The organism is Salipiger sp. IMCC34102 (genome assembly GCF_004145405.1).
Lineage (GTDB): Bacteria > Pseudomonadota > Alphaproteobacteria > Rhodobacterales > Rhodobacteraceae > Loktanella.
Genome location: NZ_SELQ01000001.1, coordinates 416,392 through 434,519 on the forward strand (window position 1 = coordinate 416,392; position 18,128 = coordinate 434,519).

Sequence of the window (18,128 nt, forward strand, 5' to 3'; positions counted from 1 at the left end):
GCGGGCTTTACCCCACCTTACGGGCAACCAGGAGAGGAACCATCATGTTGAGAACCATCATCGCCGCAGGCGCCGTGACGCTCGGGCTCACCGGGGCCGTACAGGCGCAACAGACCGAAACCGCCATCGTCGCCGGAGGCTGCTTCTGGTGCGTCGAGGCCGATTTCGAAAGCGTCGAGGGCGTGGGCGACGTCGTCTCCGGCTACACCGGCGGGACGGTGGAGGACCCGACCTACCGCGAGGTGACACGCGGCGGCACCGGCCATTACGAGGCCGTGCGCATTCCCTACGATCCCAGCGTCATCAGCTACCGCGAGATCATGGACCTGTTCCTGCGGTCGGTCGACGTCTTCGATGACGGCGGCCAGTTCTGCGACCGGGGCGACAGCTACCGCACCGCGATCTTCGCCCAGACGCAGGAACAGGCCGATGCCGCGACCGCCGCGATCAACGCGGCCCAGCAGGAATTGGGACGCCAGATCGTCACGCCCGTCGTGCAGGCCGGTCCCTTCTACGTGGCCGAGGACTACCACCAGGACTATTACAAGTCCGAAGGGCTGAAGCTGACCCGCGGCGGGGTGAAGACGCAGGCCGGTGCCTACAAGTTCTACCGCGACAGCTGCCAGCGCGACGAGCGCGTCCGCCAGATCTGGGGGGCCGACGCGCCTTTCGTGGGCTGATCAGTCGCCCAGGATCGTGTTCTGGACTTCGTGCAGGTCCGGAATCACGTCCGAGGTGCCGTGGCGCTGCACCATCAGCGCCCCCGCGCGCATCGCCACGCCGATCGCCTGGCCCATGGGCTGACCCCGGTCCAGCCCCGCCAGCACGTAGCCGGTGAAGGTGTCGCCGGCGCCGGTGCTGTCCACCGCCTCGACCTTGTGGGCGTCGAAGTGCTGCGGGCCCTTGGGTCCGAACCAGTCGGCCCCGTCGGCGCCCAGGGTCACCACCACGTCGCGCACGCCCAGATCGTAGGGCTTCTTGCCCACGGCCTCGCGCAGCTGCCGCGCCTCGACCTCGTTGAGGAACAGCAAGTCGATGGACGGCAGCACCGCCTGCACCCGGTCCGCATCGAAGGGGGCGGCGGCATAGGCAACCTTCAGCCCCATCTTGCGACCCAGTTCGGCCGCGGTGCGCTGCAGGTTGGTTTCGTTCTGGATCAGCAGCCAGTCGCCGGTCTGCGCCTCCGACAGGGCCTCCTGCAGGATCGCCTGCGGGATCACGTCGTTGGCACCCGGAGAAAGGACGATCATGTTCTCCCCGTCCTGGTCGACGAGAATCAGGGCCTGCGTCGTATCCTCGTCGTCCATCCGCGCGATGAAACGGGTGTCGACGCCGTGTTCCATCAGCCGGTCGACGCACCATTCGCCGTCCTCGCCCACGGCGCCGATGTGATGCACCCGCGCCCCCGCCCGGGCGCAGGCCACGGACATGTTGGTCCCCTTGCCGCCCAGGAAGATCTTGTGATCGGTGGCCGACAGGGTCTCTCCAGCGCCCGGCATATGCGGCACGGCGAAGACCTGGTCGATGTTGATGGAGCCGAGATTCCAGATTGCCATCAGGCCACCCTCGCGGCCGCGATGACGGCCATGTTTATGATATCGTTGACGGAACTCACGGTCGAACAGATCTGAACCGGCTTGCCCACGCCCGCCAGGATCGGACCGATCACCGTGGCGCCGCCCATCTCCTGCATCAGTTTCACGCTGATGCTGGCCGAATGCCGCGCGGGCACCACCAGCACGTTGGCCGGTCCCGTGAGACGGCTGAACGGGTAATGCGCCGCGGCGGAGGGATTGAGCGCCACGTCCACCGTCATCTCTCCCTCGTATTCGAAATCGACACCGCGCTGGTCGAGGACCTGCGGCGCGCGGTGCATTTTCTCCGCCCGCTCGGACATCGGGTAGCCGAAGGTCGAGAAACTGCAGAAGGCCACCCGTGGGTCGAGCCCGAGCCCGCGTGCGACCTCTGCCCCGCGGGTCGCGATGTCGGCAAGGTCGGTCTCGTCGGGCCATTCGTGGACCAGCGTATCAGCCACCAGCACGATGCGCCCGCGCGCCAGAAGTGCCGTGACCCCGACCGCCCCGTGGTGCGGTCGCGCGTCGAAGACGTGGCCGATCAGTTCCAGCACCTGCGCGGACTTGCGAGTGGCCCCGGTGACCATTCCGTCGGCGTGACCATGCGCCAGCATCAGAGCCGCAAAGACGTGTCGGTCGCGCGCGGCCAGCCGGTGCACGTCCTGCCGGTCGTGTCCCCGGCGCTGCAGACGGTCGTAGAGAAATCCCTTGTAGATCTCCAGGTGCTCGGTGTTGGCGGCGTTGACCACTTCGAGCTCGCCCACCGCGTCGTCGAGCCGTTCGGCCCGCAGAAGCGCCTCGACGTCCTTCGACCGCCCCACGACGAGCGCGCGGCCCAGACCCTGCCGCTGGTAGGCGATGGCCGCCCGCAGCACGCGCGGATCGTCGCCCTCGGCGAAGACCACGGTCGATTGCGCGGTCCGCGCCCGGTTGTAGAGACTGCGCAGGATGTTCGCCGTCGGGTCCATCCGCGCGGTCAGGGTGGCGGTATAGGCCTCCATGTCGATGATGGGCCGCCGGGCGACGCCTGTGTCCATGCCCGCCTTCGCCACCGCCGGCGGGATCCGGTGGATGAGCCGCGGGTCGAAGGGGGTGGGAATGATGTAGTCCCGCCCGAAGGTCAGCTTCTTGCCGTAAGCCGCCGCGACCTCGTCGGGCACGTCCTCTCGCGCCATCTGGGCCAGGGCATGGGCGCAGGCGATCTTCATCTCGTCGTTGATCGCGCGGGCATGGATGTCGAGCGCGCCCCGGAAGAGGTAGGGGAAGCACAGCACGTTGTTGATCTGGTTGGGATAATCGCTGCGCCCCGTCGCCACGATCGCATCAGAGCGGACGGCGTGGGCCTCCTCGGGCGTGATCTCGGGGTCGGGGTTGGCCATCGCAAAGATCACCGGGTTCGGCGCCATGCTTTCGACCATCGCGGGCGTCACGGCCCCCTTGGCCGACACGCCGAGGAAGACGTCCGCCCCTTCCATCGCCTCCGCCAGGGTGCGCGCCTCGGTGCTGGCGGCATGGGCGGATTTCCATTGGTTCATCCCCTCGGTCCGGCCCTGGTAGATGACCCCCTTTGTGTCGCACATGATGCAGTTGTCGTGGGTGGCCCCCATCGCCTTCAGAAGCTCCAGGCAGGCGATCCCCGCGGCCCCTGCCCCGTTGAGGACGATGCGCACATCCTCGATCTTCTTGCCCGACAGGTGCAGCGCGTTCAGCAGGCCCGCGGCGCAGATCACCGCCGTCCCGTGCTGGTCGTCGTGGAAGACGGGGATGTCCATCTCTTCCTTCAGGCGCTGCTCGATGATGAAGCACTCCGGCGCCTTGATGTCCTCGAGGTTGATCCCGCCGAAGCTGGGCCCCATCAGCCTGACCGCGTTGCAGAAGGCATCCGCGTCCTCGGTGTCGAGTTCCAGGTCGATGGAATTGACGTCCGCGAAGCGCTTGAACAGGACCGACTTGCCTTCCATCACCGGCTTGGAGGCCAGCGCGCCCAGGTTGCCCAGCCCCAGCACCGCCGACCCGTTCGAGATCACGGCGACGAGGTTGCCCCGGTTCGTGTAATCGTAGGAGGTCGCGGGATCGGCGTGGATCTCCTCGCACGGAATCGCGACGCCGGGGGAATAGGCAAGGCTCAGGTCCCGCTGGGTGGTCATGGGGACGGTCGGCGTGATCTCCCACTTGCCGGGGGTCGGTTGCAGGTGGAACGCCAGTGCGTCCTCTCGTGTCACTTTCGCCATCGTATCCCCCTCGTCTGAACCGCGACGTTAGCGGGGGCGGCGGCGGCGCTCAAGCGCGGGTTTCACGAGGCCCCCGGCGGTGCTAGGACAGCCGCCTGAGGGAGATGCCGATGACCGAGACCGTCACGCCGATGATGGCCCAGTACCTGGAGCTGAAGGCGCAGTACCAGGATGCCATCCTGTTCTACCGGATGGGCGATTTCTACGAGATGTTCTTCGACGACGCGGTGCAGGCGGCCGCGGCGCTCGACATCGCGCTCACCAAGCGCGGCAAGCACGACGGTGCCGACATTCCCATGTGCGGCGTGCCGGCGCACTCGGCGGAAAGCTACCTTCTGACGCTGATCCGCAAGGGCTTTCGCGTCGCGGTCTGCGAACAGATGGAAAGCCCGGCGGAGGCCAAGAAGCGCGGCCACAAGGCGGTCGTGAAACGCGACGTGGTGCGGCTGGTCACCCCCGGCACCCTGACGGAAGACAGCCTTCTGGACGCCCGGCGGCACAACTTCCTGGCGGCCCTGGGGCGGGTGCGCGACGAGGTGGCCCTCGCCTGGGTCGACATTTCCACTGGGGTGATGCGGGTGATGCGATGTCCGGTGGTGGCGCTGGCGCCCGAACTGGCGCGGCTCGCCCCGAAGGAGGTGCTTGTCGCCGACGGGGACGAGGCCGATTTCCGCCCGCTGATCGAGGACGCGGGTGCGCATCTGACCACGCTCGGCCGCGCCGCCTTCGACAGCACGGGGGGCGAGAAACGGCTCTGCGACTTGTTTCACGTGAAATCGCTCGACGCTTTCGGCAGTTTCGGCCGGGCCGAGATCGCGGCCCTCGCCGGGATCACCGAGTACCTCGAGATCACGCAGAAGGGCCAACTGCCCTTGCTGCGCCCGCCGGTGCTGGAAAGCCGCGCGGCCCTCATGCAGATCGACGCCGCGACCCGCCGCTCATTGGAGCTGACCCAAGCGATGGCGGGGGGCCGTGCAGGATCCCTGCTGGACGCGGTGGACCGGACGGTGACGGCGGCGGGCGCGCGGCTTTTGGAACGCAGACTCTCCGCCCCGTCACGGCAGCTCGACGTGATCGCGCGCCGGCAGGACGCGGTGGGTGCCCTGCACGACGATCCGACCCTGACCGAGGATATCCGCGATCACCTGCGCGGGATCCACGACCTCGACCGCGCGCTCTCGCGTCTCGCGTTGGAACGGGGCGGCCCGCGCGACCTCGCCGCGGTGCGCAACACGATCGAACATGCCCGGCGTCTGTACGAGACGCTGAACCGCGGCGACCTGCCCGATCTTCTGTCGGAGGCGCAGGCCGCCCTCGCCGGTCACGAGGCGGTCCACGACCTGCTGGACGCCGCCCTGATCGCCGACCCGCCGCTGCTGGCCCGCGACGGCGGCTACATCGCTCCGGGTTTCGATGCCGACCTCGACGAGGCCCGCAAGCTGCGCGACGAAGGCCGCGGCGTGATCGCGGGCATGCAGGCGGAGTTCGTCGAGGTGACCGGCATCAATGCGCTGAAGATAAAGCATAACAACGTGCTGGGCTACTTCATCGAGGTCACCTCGACCCATGCCGAGCGCATGTTGGCCCCGCCCCTGTCGGACACCTTCATCCACCGCCAGACGACCGCCAATCAGGTCCGTTTCACGACCGTCGAGCTGAACGAGATCGAAAGCCGGATCCTGAACGCGGGCTCCGAGGCTCTGGAGATCGAGAAGCGGCTCTTTGCGCAGCTGACCGAGTCGGTCCTGGCCGAACAGGCGGCCTTGGGCCAGTTGTCGCGCGCGCTTGCGGAATGCGACCTCGCAGCGAGCCTCGCCCATCTCGCGCGGCAGGACGGCTGGACCCGGCCCGAGATCGACGACAGCCGGGCATTTGCCATCGACGGCGGCCGTCACCCGGTGGTCGAGGCGGCGCTGTCCCGCGCGGGTCAGCCCTTCGTCGCCAACGGCTGCGATTTGACGGAGACGCCGATCTGGCTGCTCACCGGGCCCAACATGGCCGGCAAATCGACCTACCTGCGCCAGAACGCATTGATCGCCGTGCTGGCGCAGATGGGTGCCTTCGTCCCGGCGGAACGGGCGCATGTCGGCGTCGTCAGCCAGATCTTCAGCCGGGTGGGCGCCTCCGACGACCTCGCCCGGGGCCGTTCGACCTTCATGGTCGAGATGGTCGAGACGGCGGCGATCCTGAACCAGGCCGACGACCGCGCTCTGGTGATCCTCGACGAGATCGGGCGCGGCACCGCGACCTACGACGGTCTCTCCATCGCCTGGGCGACGCTGGAGCACCTGCACGATGTGAACCGCTGCCGCGCGCTTTTCGCGACGCATTACCACGAGATGAGCAGCCTCTCCGCCAAGCTCGACGGTGTCGACAATGCGACGGTCAGCGTGAAGGAATGGGACGGCGACGTGATCTTCCTGCACGAGGTCAAGAAAGGCACCGCCGATCGCAGCTACGGTGTGCAGGTCGCCCGCCTCGCGGGCCTGCCCCCCGCCGTCGTCGCCCGCGCCAAGGTCGTGCTCGACGCGCTGGAAAAAGGCGAACGCGAAGGAGGCGCGGCCCGCAAGGCCGTCATCGACGACCTGCCACTCTTCGCGGCCACGCCGCCGCCCGCCCCGTCCCCTGCGAAACGCTCCGCCGTCGAGGACCGCTTGCGCGACATCCACCCCGACGAGTTGACGGCCCGCGATGCACTGAACCTTCTCTACGACCTGAAAGACCTCGCGCAGTCTTCCGACTGACGCGAGGTCCGCATCTTCTTCTGGCCAAAAATATCCCGGGGGTTCGGGGGCAGAGCCCCCGCTCCGGCCGCAGGCCGGACCCCTTAGCTCGCCGGCATCGACGACACGCCGACCTGCGCGGGACGCAGCAGCCGGTCGTGCAGCAGGAACCCTTCGGTGGACACGTCGATGATCTCGCCGGCCTTGGTGCCGGGCAAGGGCGCTTCGAACATCGCCTGGTGCAGGTTGGGGTCGAACTTGTCGCCGACCTCCGGCGTGATCGGGTCGATGCCGTGTTTCTTGAAGACCGAAATCAGCTCCCGCATCGTCAATTCCACCCCCTCCAGCAGCGCGGCGTTCACCGCCTTCTCCGCCTCGTCGGTGGCCTTCAGTGCGCGGCGCAAGTTGTCGTAGACGGGCAGCAGGTCGCGCGCGAGCTTGGAGCCGCCGTAGTTCTCCGCCTCGCGGCGGTCGCGGTCGGCACGCTTGCGGGTGTTCTCGGCGTCGGCCAGCGCGCGCATCCACTTGTCGCGGAAATCGTCGCGCTCTGCCTCGATGTCGGCGATCCGGGCGAGGGTCTCGTCGCCGGCCGCGTCCATCTCGTCGCCCTCTGCGGCGAGGTCATCGAGGCTCATGGGTTCGTCTTGGTCAGCCATGTCAATTCCTTCAGGAGCGATCGGCGATCATCCGGCCGATGCGCTGCGCGGTGTAGTTCACGATGGGCACGATGCGCCCGTAATTCAGTCGGGTCGGACCAATGACGCCCACGGCGCCGATGATCTTACGGTCGGCGTTCATATAAGGAGAAACCACCAGAGAGGAACCCGAAAGTGAGAAAAGTTTGTTCTCGGACCCGATGAAAATGCGCACGCCATCGGCGTCGTCGGCCAGTTCCAAGAACTGCGCGATATCGCGCTTGCGTTCGAGATCATCGAAGAGGCTGCGAATGAGCTCGATGTCAGCACCATCGTCGCCCAGCAGGTTGCCGCGCCCGCGCACGATCAGGCGTTCGTTCGCCTCGCCCTCGTTCTCCCACAGCACCGCGCCCGATTGCACCAGCTCCGCTGCCAGCGTGTCGATCTCGCGCCGCCGCGCGGTGATCTCGCGCGCGATGGCGTCGCCCAGCGTGGACAGCGTCTGACCTTCCGCGATGGCGTTCAGGAAATTCGCCGCCTCGCGCATCGAGGAAGGCGTCTGCCCCGGCGGCGGGGTGAACAGCCGGTTCTCCACGTGGCCGTCGGCGAAGACCAGCACGACCAGCGCGCGGTTGGCGGAGAGTGAGACGAACTCGATATGCTTGATCGGTGCCTCGTGCTTCGGCGTCAGCACGAGACTCGCCACCTGCGTCACGCCCGACAGCGCGGAGCCCACGCGATCCAGCACCGCCCCTACGTCGGTGTCGTCGTCGGTCAGCGTCTGGTCGATCAGGCTGCGGTCGGGGTCGGACAGCTGGTTCACCTCCAGCAAGCCGTCGACGAACATCCGCAGGCCGACCTGCGTCGGGATCCGCCCTGCGCTGACGTGCGGGCTGCCTAGAAGGCCGAGGTATTCGAGGTCGTTCATCACGTTGCGCACGGTGGCGGGGCTGACCTTGTCGGTCATCTCGCGCGAGAGCGTCCGCGATCCCACGGGGGCCCCCGTCTCCAGGTAGCCTTCCACGATACGGCGAAACACCTCGCGCGAACGGGCGTTCATCTGCTCGAGTTCTGGTGGGGTCCGGGGCATGATGGGTCACTCTGACGGGCGGTTGCGGGGACGTCAACGGGACTTGGATTATCCACATGGGCGGCGTATGCCCCTCCCGCAACCCATGAAGGAGCACCGCCATGCGCCCATCCGGCCGCGAAACCACCCAAATGCGCGACGTCACGATCGAGACGGGCGTCACCCGCCACGCCGAAGGCAGCTGCATGATCCGCGTGGGCGACACGCATGTGCTCTGCACCGCAAGCGTGGACGAGCGCGTGCCCTCCTTCATGAAGAACTCGGGCCTGGGCTGGGTGACGGCGGAATACGGGATGCTGCCGCGCGCGACGCACACCCGGATGCGGCGCGAGGCCAAAACCAGCCAGTCTGGCCGCACGCAGGAAATTCAGCGGCTGATCGGGCGCTCGTTGCGCGCGGGCGTCGACCGGGTGGCCTTGGGCGAGCGCCAGATCCAGATCGACTGCGACGTGATCCAGGCCGACGGCGGGACCCGCTGTGCAGCGATCACCGGCGGTTGGGTCGCTCTGAAACTAGCGGTCAACCAACTGATGAAGGCGGGCCTCGTCACCTCCGACCCGCTCGTAGAGCCTGTGGCCGCTGTGTCTTGCGGCATTTATGCCGGTCAGGAAGTGCTCGACCTTGATTACCCCGAGGATTCCGAGGCCGGCGTCGACGGCAATTTCATCATGACCGCCGGAAAGCTGGTCGAGGTGCAGATGTCCGCCGAAGGGTCCACTTTCACCCGCGGCCAGATGGACAAGCTTCTGGACCTTGCCGAGACCGGCATCGCAGAGCTCAACCGCATTCAGTTGGAGGCCGTCGGGTGAGGCGCTTCGAGGGGTCGGAACTGGTCATCGCCACCCACAACACGGGCAAGCGGGACGAGATCGCCGACCTGCTGTCCGAATACGGCGTGACGCTGACCAGCAACGCCGATCACGGCCTGCCCGAACCGGAGGAGACGGAAGAGACCTTCGTCGGCAACGCCCGGATCAAGGCGCATGCCGCGGCCAAGGCCACCGGCCTGCCCGCGCTGGCCGACGACAGCGGGTTACAGATCGCGGCTCTCGACGGTCAGCCCGGCGTGCGCACCGCCGATTGGGCGGAAACGCCGAAAGGGCGCGATTTCGACATGGCCATGCGCCGTGCCTTCGACGCGCTCGAAGACATCAGCGCCCCCCACCCGCGCACCGCGCGGTTTTGCTGCACGCTTGTCTTGGCCTGGCCCGACGGCCATGACGAGGTGTTCGAGGGCACGATCGACGGCCGGATCGTCTGGCCCGGTCGCGGCGACCAAGGCCACGGTTACGATCCCATTTTCCAACCCGACGGGCATGAACAGACCTTCGGTGAAATGGATCGCTGGGAAAAGAACCGCATGAGCCACCGCGCCGACGCCTTCGCCAAGCTTGTGGCGGGCTGCTTTGCCTGAAGACTGGCGCCACGGGGGCTTCGGCCTCTACCTGCATTGGCCGTTCTGCCAGGCGAAGTGCCCCTATTGCGACTTCAACAGCCACGTCGTCGACCACATCGACGAGGATCGCTGGGCGCGGGCCTATCTGTCCGAAATCGCGCGCCTGGGTGCCGAGACCGAAGGCCGCGTGCTCAATTCGGTTTTCTTCGGTGGGGGCACGCCCTCCATGATGTCAGCTGACTTGGTCGACCGGCTGTTACGGGCGATCCGCGCGACTTGGCCCGCGTCGAACGACATCGAGATCACGCTCGAGGCGAACCCCACGTCGACGGAGGCCGACCGTTTCGAAGGGTATCGCGCAGCCGGCGTCAATCGTGTGTCGCTCGGGATGCAGGCCCTGAACGACACCGATCTGCGGCGCCTTGGCCGAATGCACAGCGTACGGGAGGCCATGCGCGCCTTGGACATCGCACGCGACACCTTCGACCGGATCAGCTTCGACCTGATCTACGCCCGACAGGACCAGACATTGCAAGATTGGACAGCAGAGCTGACCCTTGCGCTGTCCTTCGCGGGCGAGCACCTGTCGCTCTACCAGCTGACGATCGAAGACGGGACGGTGTTCGGGGCCCGCGCGGCACGGGGTCAGCTTCGCGGTCTGCCGGACGAAGACAGCGGGGCCGACCTTTATTTCGCGACGCAAACCCTTTGCGAAGAGGCTGGGCTTCCCGCCTATGAAACCTCGAACCATGCCAAACCTGGGCAAGAGAGCCTGCACAACCGTATTTACTGGCAATCCGGCGATTATGTCGGGATCGGTCCCGGGGCCCAAGGGCGTCTGACCCTCGGCGGCGCACGGTATGCCACCGCGACCCCCCTCGCCCCGCTTGCCTGGTTGCGCGCCGTCGAAACGACAGGCGCAGGCGAAGAGCCGCGAGAGGCCCTGTCTGCCGACGAGCACCTGACGGAGATGCTTTTGATGGGCCTTCGCCTGACGGAAGGTCTGGACCGTACGCGGCTTGCGGCGAACGGCTACGACGCTGCCAACCCCAAGGAACGCGAACTCGTCGACCTCGGCTTGATCGCCGAAGATCCCGACCGCCTGCGCGTGACGCGGAACGGCCGTCCCGTTCTGAACGGCGTCCTTCGCAGCCTTCTGTCCTGATCAGGACCCACCCAGCATCCGCATCAGGTCATCCAACTGGCCCAGGTCGCGGTATTGCACCGTGACCTTGCCACCTTCCTGTCCTGCGGTGTGATCGATGGAAACCTGCATCCCCGTACTGGCCGACAACTCTCGTTCGAGGGCGACGGTATCGGGATCCTTGACCGGCTTCGACCGGGACGACCCGCGGGAGGTCTTCTCCGGCGTTTTCACCAGTTTCTCGGCCGCGCGAACGGAAAGTCCTTTGCTGATGATCTGCTTGGCGAGATCCGTCGCCTTGTCATGCCCGATGAGCGTGCGCGCGTGGCCGGCGCTCAACTTGCCTTCGGCCAGCCATTCCAGAACGTCCTCGGGGAGGTTCAGCAGGCGCATCTGGTTCGCGATATGGCTGCGGCTTTTACCCAAGGCCGATGCTAACTGGTCCTGCGTATGACCGAACCGATCCATCAACTGCCGATAGCCGGTCGCCTCGTCCACCGGATTGAGGTCGGCACGCTGAATGTTCTCGATGATTGCGATTTCGAGGACCTCGGTGTCGTCGAACTCTCGCACGAGAACCGGAATATCGTGCTTGCGCGCGATCTGGGAAGCCCGCCAGCGGCGCTCGCCCGCGACGATCTGATAGTCGTCCTCGCTTCCCGGAAGACGCCGAACGATCAGCGGCTGGATCACGCCCTTCTCGGAGATGCTGGCGGCGAGGTCCTGCAACGCCTGCTCGTCGAACCTGCGACGAGGCTGATCGGGATTGGGGTGTACGCGCTCGATTGGAACGACGAGATCGGGGGTCGGCCGCTGCGTCTCGGTCACGGGCTCCGGTTGATGCACATCGGACATCAGCGCGGACAGGCCGCGGCCCAGCCCACGGGATTTGGGAGGTTGCGACATCAGCTGGCCTTTCGCAGAGAGGGTTTCGTTTTCGACAGGATTTCCGCTGCAAGCGCGCGATACGCCAAGCTACCCGCGGACTGGCTGTCATAAGACAGGGCCGGCATCGCGTAGGACGGCGCCTCGGACAGGCGGACGTTGCGGGGAATGACCGTCTTGAAGACGAGATCGCCCAGGTTATCCCGGGCGTCGGCTTCAACCTGTTGAGACAGGTTGTTTCGGCGGTCGTACATCGTCAGAACGATACCCTCAATCCGCAAATTTTTGTTCGCGTTCTGCCGAACCTCCCGGATCGTCAGCATGAGCTGCGACAATCCTTCGAGCGCGAAGAATTCGCTTTGCAGCGGCACGACGACGGAATGGGAGGCCACCATGGCATTCACCGTCAAGATATTGAGCGACGGCGGGCAATCGATCAGGATATAGTCCAACCCAAGGTCATCCATCGACAATTGCCGCAGGGCATCGTGCAGGAGATAACTCCGCTTTTCGTTCGAGATCAATTCGATGTCTGCAGAGCTGAGATCCGTGGTCGCGGGAATGAGCGTGAGATTTTCGAAGTCGGTTTTCTGAATCGCCGCCTCTGGAGACGCATCGCCCAAAAGGAAGTCATAGGTGGTAACCGCGCGATCATGGCTGGAAATACCGAGGCCGGTCGATGCGTTCCCTTGGGGATCTAGGTCGATCAAAAGCACCTTCTGCCCCTGCTCGGCCAAGGCCGCGCCAAGGTTGATCGTCGTCGTGGTCTTGCCCACCCCACCCTTCTGATTAGCGACCGCGATGATCCGCGTACGGGATTTAGCTTCGGAGGTTCCCACGGATGATGTCCTTGATGACAAGAATGCGAGCGTCAGGTTGTGTCAAACTTTGAACGGCGTGGCAAGTGAACTGCCAGGTCTCACGAGCGGTTTCCAGCTCTTCGGATGCCGTGCGGCCCTTGGGAAAAATGGCAGTACCGCCGGCTTTCAGTAGCGGTTCCGAGTGCGCAAGCAGGTCTGTCAATGGCGCAAGCGCCCTGGCCGTCACGATCTCCGCTGGATCGAGAAAGACCTCTTCGATCCGAACGGCGTGAATCGAAGCATTCAGTTTCAGTTCTCGAATGACGGTCCGCAAAAAAGCGGCCTTTCTCTGATCGCTCTCGACAAGGTTAATTCTTCGGTGCGGTGCATAATATTTCGCATGAATTGCCAGAACCAATCCCGGTAAGCCGCCTCCGCTGCCGATATCCGTAATCAGTGATGCGTCCTTTGAAATAAGCGGTGCTATCTGTAAGCTATCTAGGATATGACGCTCCCAGAGCTCATCAAGCTGACTGCTGGCAACCAGGTTGATCCGCTTAGTCCATTTTGTCAGTAAGTCTTCATAGGCACGCAGATCGTCCCATGTTTCACGTGAAACATCTTTGAAAGCGGGATTAGCCTGCATGAGCCCGTCGATCTTTTTTCACCGACGCCCGTATGAGTAAGAGAGCCGCCGGTGTCATACCTTCAATTCGGGAAACTTCGTACATCGAGCGCGGCTTGGCGCGCGCAATCTTCGACTTCAACTCGTTCGAAAGCCCGGACAACACGTCGTAGTTGAAGTCATGAGGAACGGGCTCGTTCTCCAAGGCCTGCAATGCAGCAGCATCGCGTTGCTGACGTTCCGCATAGGTGGCATAAAGCGCATCATTGCGAAGCTGCTCACCGATAGCGTTGGGGATCGATGCCGTTTCGGATACGAGTTCCCGTATAATTTTGAACGACATATCAGCCAAAGTTAAAGCATCAGCCGCCGAGCGCGTGGGTGCTGACCTATTCAAGCGCACGCCGCGATCCGCAAGCTTCTCGGCCGGTATCATCGACTTCGACAGCAGCGCCTGGCCAGCTTCGATTTGATCACGTTTTGCGGTGAAGGCATCCCATCTTTCGTCCGAGACTAGCCCAATGGTTCGGCCAATCGGGGTCAACCGACGGTCTGCATTATCCGCCCGCAGGAGCAATCTATACTCCGCCCGGGATGTGAACATCCGATATGGTTCGGTGACACCCATCTTCGTCAGATCGTCATTCATTACGCCTAAATAGCTGTCAGTCCGGCTGAAGATGTACGGTTCCTGCCGCTTCACCTTCCGGGCCGCGTTCAATCCGGCCACCAAACCTTGGCCGGCCGCTTCTTCGTAGCCCGTCGTGCCGTTGATCTGCCCTGCGAGATAGAGGTTCGGACAGGCCTTCAACGAAAAGTCAGCGTGCAAGGCCCTGGGATCGATATAGTCATACTCGATCGCGTAGCCGGGCTGCAGGATCTTGGCGTCTTCCAAGCCCTTCATGGAATGCACGTAATCGTTTTGGACGTCCTCCGGCAGAGAGGTCGAAATACCGTTCGGATAGACCACATCACTGTTCAGACCTTCCGGCTCCAGGAACACCAAATGCGAGTCCTTGTCCGCGAAACGCGTGACCTTGTCTTCGATGGATGGGCAATACCGCGGTCCCACCCCATCGATATGGCCCCCATACATCGCAGAACGAGAAAGGTTGGCGACAATGATCTCGTGCGTCCGGGAATTGGTCTCCGTGACGCCGCACGCGATCTGTTTGGCGCCTGGCTCTGTCGAGAGGAAGGAGAACAGCGAGGGCTCCTCGTCCGCCTCCTGTCGTCCTACAGCATTCCAGTCGATCGAGGACGACGCCAAGCGCGGTGGCGTGCCGGTCTTGAGGCGACCGATGGGAAGATCCATGCCGCGGAGCTGTTGCGCCATCTCGGTCGATGCTGCGGCGCCGATCCGTCCACCCGGAAGCTGCCGATCACCGATGTGGATAACGCCGCCGAGGAAGGTTCCGGTGGTCAAGACGACCGTCGCCGCGTGCATTTCTTCAGACGCGGTCCGAATACCGCAAACGACATCCCCATCGAACAGCAGCCCGGTGACCTCACCTTCTATCAAGGTCAGGTTGTCCTGTTCTGCAACAATTTGCTGCATCGCCTGCTGATAAAGCGCGCGATCCGATTGCGTTCTGGGTCCGCGTACGGCGGGCCCTTTCGTTCGATTGAGCAACCGAAACTGGATGCCGGACGCATCGGCGGCCAACCCCATGGCTCCGCCTAGGGCGTCGATTTCTCGCACCAAATGCCCTTTACCCAACCCGCCGATTGCGGGGTTGCAGGACATTACACCGATATCCGACGCCTTCATCGTGACAAGCGCCGCGGTGCAACCAGTCCGAGCGCTTGCCAAGGCGGCCTCGCAGCCAGCATGGCCAGCGCCGATAACGATGACTTCAAAATGTTTCACGTGAAACACCTACTTTCCGATACAGAAACTGGAAAAAATTTCTCCCAGCAGATCCTCGACGTCGACACGGCCGACGATGCTATCCAAGGCGCGAACTGCAAGGCGGATATCCTCAGCGATGAGATCCGCTTCGCCGTCTCCCTTAACCCGATCAATCGCGGCCGTCAAAAACTGAACCGCCAAGATCATCGCGGCGCGGTGACGCTCCCTGATCGCCAGTCCCGCTGTCGCGGATCGGCGGGACAATTCGACCGTGATAGCATCGAGCGCCTCGGCAACCCCTGCCCCGGTCAGACCGCTGATCCCGCCGGTCTTGTCCGCCTTTCCGAGGAGAACCAGATCCCCTGGTTCCGGTGAAAACGGCGGATCACCGCCTTCTTCAGTAAGAAAAACCCGCAGGTCAGCATCACGCGCTCGCGAGATGGCGCGGGTGACGCCGAGTTGTTCGACCACGTCATCGGTTTCGCGCACCCCGGCCGTGTCGAGGAGCGTCACCGCAAGACCTCCGAGGTTCATACGCACTTCGATCACATCGCGCGTCGTTCCCGCGATCTCAGAGGTAATGGCCGCGTCGCGACCGGCTAACCTGTTCAAAAGCGTCGATTTTCCGATGTTCGGCGGTCCAACGATGGCGACCTCGAACCCGGTCCGCACCATCTCGGCGGCCCGAGCTCCATCGATTTGCTGTTGCAGCGTGCGCAAGACGCCCGTGAGCAACGTGATAACCTCCGGGTTCACGTCGACCGGCACATCCTCGTCCACGAAATCGATCGTCGCCTCGATCAAGGCGCCTGCCCGGATCAAGTCAGACCGCCAGAGATCCGCCTGCCGACCGAGCGCGCCGTTGAAGACCCGTACCGCCTGCTTGCGCTGCGCCTCCGTCTCCGCGTCGATCAGGTCGGCGAGACCTTCAACCTGGGTCAGATCTAGCGTTCCGTTTTCCAAGGCGCGACGGGTGAAGTCGCCGGGCCCCGCGGGGGTAGCGCCGAGCTCTTCAAGGCGCGTGCTCAACGCGGTGACGATCGCGATGCTACCGTGGCAGTGGATCTCGATCGTGGCCTCGCCGGTAAAGCTGTGACCTTCTTCGAAACGCAGGATCAAGGCGCTGTCGATGAGATCGCCGTCAGCATCGAGGATCCGTCGCACCCCCCTCGCTTGCGGAACCGAAGACATCAGCCCACCGGCGATAATGAAAGCGTCGGGTCCGGAAATCCGCATGACCGACACCCCTGCCCGGCCCGGTGCAGAGGCCAGCGCGTAGATGGTCGGTTCTGCCATGGGATCAGGTGTTCATCGAGTCGAAGAAATCGGTGTTCGTCTTCGTCTGCTTGAGCTTGCCGATCAGGAACTCGATCGCGTCCGTGGTTCCCATCGGGTTCAGAATCCGCCGGAGGACGTAAGTCTTTTGCAGGTCTACCTTTTCCACCAGAAGCTCTTCCTTCCGGGTGCCGGACTTCAGGATATCCATGGCCGGGAAGACCCGCTTGTCGGCCACCTTGCGGTCGAGCACGATCTCGGAGTTGCCGGTGCCCTTGAATTCCTCGAAGATGACCTCGTCCATGCGGCTGCCGGTGTCGATCAGCGCGGTCGCGATGATGGTCAGCGAACCACCCTCCTCGATGTTCCGCGCCGCACCGAAGAACCGCTTGGGCCGTTGCAGGGCATTGGCGTCGACACCCCCCGTCAGCACCTTGCCCGAGGACGGAACGGTCGTGTTGTAGGCCCGGCCCAGGCGGGTGATCGAATCGAGCAGGATCACCACGTCGCGCTTGTGTTCCACGAGGCGTTTGGCCTTCTCGATCACCATTTCGGAGACGGCCACGTGGCGGGTCGCGGGTTCATCAAAGGTCGAGGAGACGACCTCACCCTTCACGGACCGCTGCATGTCGGTGACTTCCTCGGGGCGTTCGTCGATCAGCAGAACGATCAGGTAGCACTCGGGGTGGTTCTGTTCGATCGAATGGGCGATGTTCTGCAAGAGCACCGTCTTGCCGGTCCGCGGCGGGGCGACGATCAGCGACCGCTGGCCCTTCCCGATTGGCGAGACGAGGTCGATGATCCGCGCCGACCGGTCCTTCTTGTCGTGCTCGGAATCGACTTCCATCTTCAGCCGCTGGTCGGGATAGAGCGGCGTGAGGTTGTCGAAGGCGACCTTGTGCTTGGTCTTGATCGGGTCCTCGAAATTGATCTTCTCGACCGTCTGCAGCGCGAAGTAGCGTTCGTTGTCGTTGGGCTCCTTCATGGTCCCTTCGACGGTGTCCCCGGTGCGCAAGGAGTGCTGACGGATCATTTCGGGCGAGACGTAGATGTCGTCGGGACCGGGCAGGTAGTTGGCTTCCGGCGAGCGCAGGAAGCCGAATCCGTCCTGCAGCACCTCGAGCACGCCGTCGCCGCCGATCAGCCATTCCTCATCGGCCCGTTCGCGCAGGATCGCGAACATCATATCGCCTTTGCGCATGGTGCTGGCGTTCTCGATCTCCATTTCCTCGGCCATGGTGACGAGGTCCTTCGGGCTCAACGCCTTCAGGTCGGCAAGATTCAGACGGTGGTCGGACATGAATGGTCTCCGCGCCCGGCGGACGGGCGGATAATCGGTTTGATCGGGAAAACGCGGATGCCCGGACGGGCGGCGATTGCGGGCCAGTTAAGCCTGCGCGACGTGGAAGTCAATCAGAAGGGTTCGACCACCACCGCGATCACCGCCACGACCATCAGGAGTGTCGGCACCTCGTTGGCCATCCGGAAGGTCCGGCCGGAATAGGCATTCTCGCCCGCGGCGAAGGCCTTGCGGCACTTCGCCATCCATATGTGCGCCGCTGTCATGCCGATCACCGCCAGAAGCTTGGCCCAGCCCCAGACCGCTCCGAAGTCGAGGCCGCCGAGCCCGATCATCACCAGCCCGAAGATCCAGGCCGCGATCATCGCGGGGTTCATGATGACCCTCAGCAGCTTCTCTTCCATGACCTGGAACGTGCGATCCATCTCGGACCCGACCGTGGCCTGCTCTGCATGATAGACGAAAAGCCTGGGAAGATAGAACAGACCGGCCATCCAGGCGATCACCGCCATGATGTGAAACGCCTTGATCCAGAAGTAGTACGGCGCAATCCAGTCCATGCTTTTCCCCAGCCCGGTTCTGGCCTCTCCTTAATTAA

The 18,128-nt window shown here is 64.2% G+C and carries 16 protein-coding genes; 5 read left to right on the plus strand and 11 right to left on the minus strand.

The genetic code is table 11. The annotated features are described in order from the left end of the window. Positions 1-44: 44 nt before the first annotated feature. Complete coding sequence (msrA, locus tag EU805_RS02180; RefSeq protein ID WP_129762304.1) at positions 45-680, plus strand: peptide-methionine (S)-S-oxide reductase MsrA; 636 nt, start codon at positions 45-47, stop codon at positions 678-680. On the opposite strand, the gene EU805_RS02185 is transcribed toward msrA, so the two are convergent. Beyond that, positions 681-1,556 (minus strand): ribokinase, encoded by an 876-nt coding sequence (locus tag EU805_RS02185; RefSeq protein ID WP_129762305.1) that lies wholly within the window; start codon positions 1,554-1,556, stop codon positions 681-683. It lies immediately after the preceding gene. Then, entirely contained in the window at positions 1,556-3,805 is a 2,250-nt protein-coding gene (locus tag EU805_RS02190; RefSeq protein WP_129762306.1) for an NADP-dependent malic enzyme, read from the minus strand. Before EU805_RS02190 ends, EU805_RS02185 begins: the two co-directional genes overlap by 1 nt. A gap of 110 nt (positions 3,806-3,915) precedes the next feature. Here EU805_RS02190 and mutS point away from each other — a divergent pair, with 110 nt between their 5' ends. Next, positions 3,916-6,549, plus strand: a complete 2,634-nt coding sequence (gene mutS / locus EU805_RS02195; protein WP_242494029.1) for a DNA mismatch repair protein MutS — start codon at positions 3,916-3,918, stop codon at positions 6,547-6,549. 83 nt (positions 6,550-6,632) lie between these two features. On the opposite strand, the gene EU805_RS02200 is transcribed toward mutS, so the two are convergent. Both EU805_RS02200 and hrcA read right to left on the minus strand, forming a co-directional pair. Continuing rightward, positions 6,633-7,163 carry a nucleotide exchange factor GrpE gene (locus EU805_RS02200; protein ID WP_370318161.1) on the minus strand — a complete coding sequence of 177 codons (531 nt, stop codon included), beginning with the start codon at positions 7,161-7,163 and terminating at the stop codon, positions 6,633-6,635. A 31-nt stretch (positions 7,164-7,194) separates the two neighbouring features. After that, entirely contained in the window at positions 7,195-8,253 is a 1,059-nt protein-coding gene (gene hrcA, locus EU805_RS02205) for a heat-inducible transcriptional repressor HrcA (RefSeq protein WP_242494030.1), read from the minus strand. A gap of 101 nt (positions 8,254-8,354) precedes the next feature. Between hrcA and rph the strand changes: the two genes are divergently transcribed. From rph to hemW, 3 genes are read left to right on the plus strand one after another with little or no spacing between them, the layout of a single operon-like run. Next, positions 8,355-9,062 carry a ribonuclease PH gene (gene rph / locus EU805_RS02210; protein WP_129762308.1) on the plus strand — a complete coding sequence of 236 codons (708 nt, stop codon included), beginning with the start codon at positions 8,355-8,357 and terminating at the stop codon, positions 9,060-9,062. Then, a complete protein-coding gene (rdgB, locus tag EU805_RS02215; RefSeq protein WP_129762309.1) occupies positions 9,059-9,667 on the plus strand; it encodes an RdgB/HAM1 family non-canonical purine NTP pyrophosphatase in 609 nt (202 codons plus the stop codon). The genes rph and rdgB overlap by 4 nt, the downstream gene beginning before the upstream one ends. After that, on the plus strand, positions 9,660-10,814 hold the full coding sequence (hemW, locus tag EU805_RS02220; protein WP_129762310.1) for a radical SAM family heme chaperone HemW: 1,155 nt from the start codon (positions 9,660-9,662) through the stop codon (positions 10,812-10,814). Before rdgB ends, hemW begins: the two co-directional genes overlap by 8 nt. On the opposite strand, the gene EU805_RS02225 is transcribed toward hemW, so the two are convergent. From EU805_RS02225 to hemJ, 7 genes are all read right to left on the minus strand, one after another. Further along, positions 10,815-11,699 carry a ParB/RepB/Spo0J family partition protein gene (locus EU805_RS02225; protein ID WP_129762311.1) on the minus strand — a complete coding sequence of 295 codons (885 nt, stop codon included), beginning with the start codon at positions 11,697-11,699 and terminating at the stop codon, positions 10,815-10,817. Then, entirely contained in the window at positions 11,699-12,517 is an 819-nt protein-coding gene (locus tag EU805_RS02230) for a ParA family protein (protein WP_129762312.1), read from the minus strand. The genes EU805_RS02225 and EU805_RS02230 overlap by 1 nt, the downstream gene beginning before the upstream one ends. Next, on the minus strand, positions 12,498-13,124 hold the full coding sequence (gene rsmG, locus EU805_RS02235) for a 16S rRNA (guanine(527)-N(7))-methyltransferase RsmG (RefSeq protein ID WP_129762313.1): 627 nt from the start codon (positions 13,122-13,124) through the stop codon (positions 12,498-12,500). Before rsmG ends, EU805_RS02230 begins: the two co-directional genes overlap by 20 nt. Then, positions 13,114-14,982: a tRNA uridine-5-carboxymethylaminomethyl(34) synthesis enzyme MnmG gene (gene mnmG, locus EU805_RS02240; RefSeq protein WP_129762314.1), complete on the minus strand. Its 1,869-nt coding sequence runs from the start codon at positions 14,980-14,982 to the stop codon at positions 13,114-13,116. The genes rsmG and mnmG overlap by 11 nt, the downstream gene beginning before the upstream one ends. Then, positions 14,983-16,251 (minus strand): tRNA uridine-5-carboxymethylaminomethyl(34) synthesis GTPase MnmE, encoded by a 1,269-nt coding sequence (gene mnmE / locus EU805_RS02245; protein ID WP_129762315.1) that lies wholly within the window; start codon positions 16,249-16,251, stop codon positions 14,983-14,985. Between the two features lie 4 nt (positions 16,252-16,255). Continuing rightward, complete coding sequence (gene rho, locus EU805_RS02250; protein ID WP_129762316.1) at positions 16,256-17,530, minus strand: transcription termination factor Rho; 1,275 nt, start codon at positions 17,528-17,530, stop codon at positions 16,256-16,258. Between the two features lie 113 nt (positions 17,531-17,643). Then, complete coding sequence (gene hemJ / locus EU805_RS02255) at positions 17,644-18,090, minus strand: protoporphyrinogen oxidase HemJ (protein WP_129762317.1); 447 nt, start codon at positions 18,088-18,090, stop codon at positions 17,644-17,646. Positions 18,091-18,128: the final 38 nt, after the last annotated feature.

Coding starts and splice junctions, on each gene's coding strand:
- msrA (WP_129762304.1), top strand. CDS start 45: ATGTTGAGAACCATCATCGCCGCAGGCGCCGTGACGCTCGGGCTCACC.
- EU805_RS02185 (WP_129762305.1), bottom strand. CDS start 1,556: ATGGCAATCTGGAATCTCGGCTCCATCAACATCGACCAGGTCTTCGCC.
- EU805_RS02190 (WP_129762306.1), bottom strand. CDS start 3,805: ATGGCGAAAGTGACACGAGAGGACGCACTGGCGTTCCACCTGCAACCG.
- mutS (WP_242494029.1), top strand. CDS start 3,916: ATGACCGAGACCGTCACGCCGATGATGGCCCAGTACCTGGAGCTGAAG.
- EU805_RS02200 (WP_370318161.1), bottom strand. CDS start 7,163: ATGAGCCTCGATGACCTCGCCGCAGAGGGCGACGAGATGGACGCGGCC.
- hrcA (WP_242494030.1), bottom strand. CDS start 8,253: ATGCCCCGGACCCCACCAGAACTCGAGCAGATGAACGCCCGTTCGCGC.
- rph (WP_129762308.1), top strand. CDS start 8,355: ATGCGCCCATCCGGCCGCGAAACCACCCAAATGCGCGACGTCACGATC.
- EU805_RS02225 (WP_129762311.1), bottom strand. CDS start 11,699: ATGTCGCAACCTCCCAAATCCCGTGGGCTGGGCCGCGGCCTGTCCGCG.
- rsmG (WP_129762313.1), bottom strand. CDS start 13,124: ATGCAGGCTAATCCCGCTTTCAAAGATGTTTCACGTGAAACATGGGAC.
- mnmE (WP_129762315.1), bottom strand. CDS start 16,251: ATGGCAGAACCGACCATCTACGCGCTGGCCTCTGCACCGGGCCGGGCA.
- rho (WP_129762316.1), bottom strand. CDS start 17,530: ATGTCCGACCACCGTCTGAATCTTGCCGACCTGAAGGCGTTGAGCCCG.
- hemJ (WP_129762317.1), bottom strand. CDS start 18,090: ATGGACTGGATTGCGCCGTACTACTTCTGGATCAAGGCGTTTCACATC.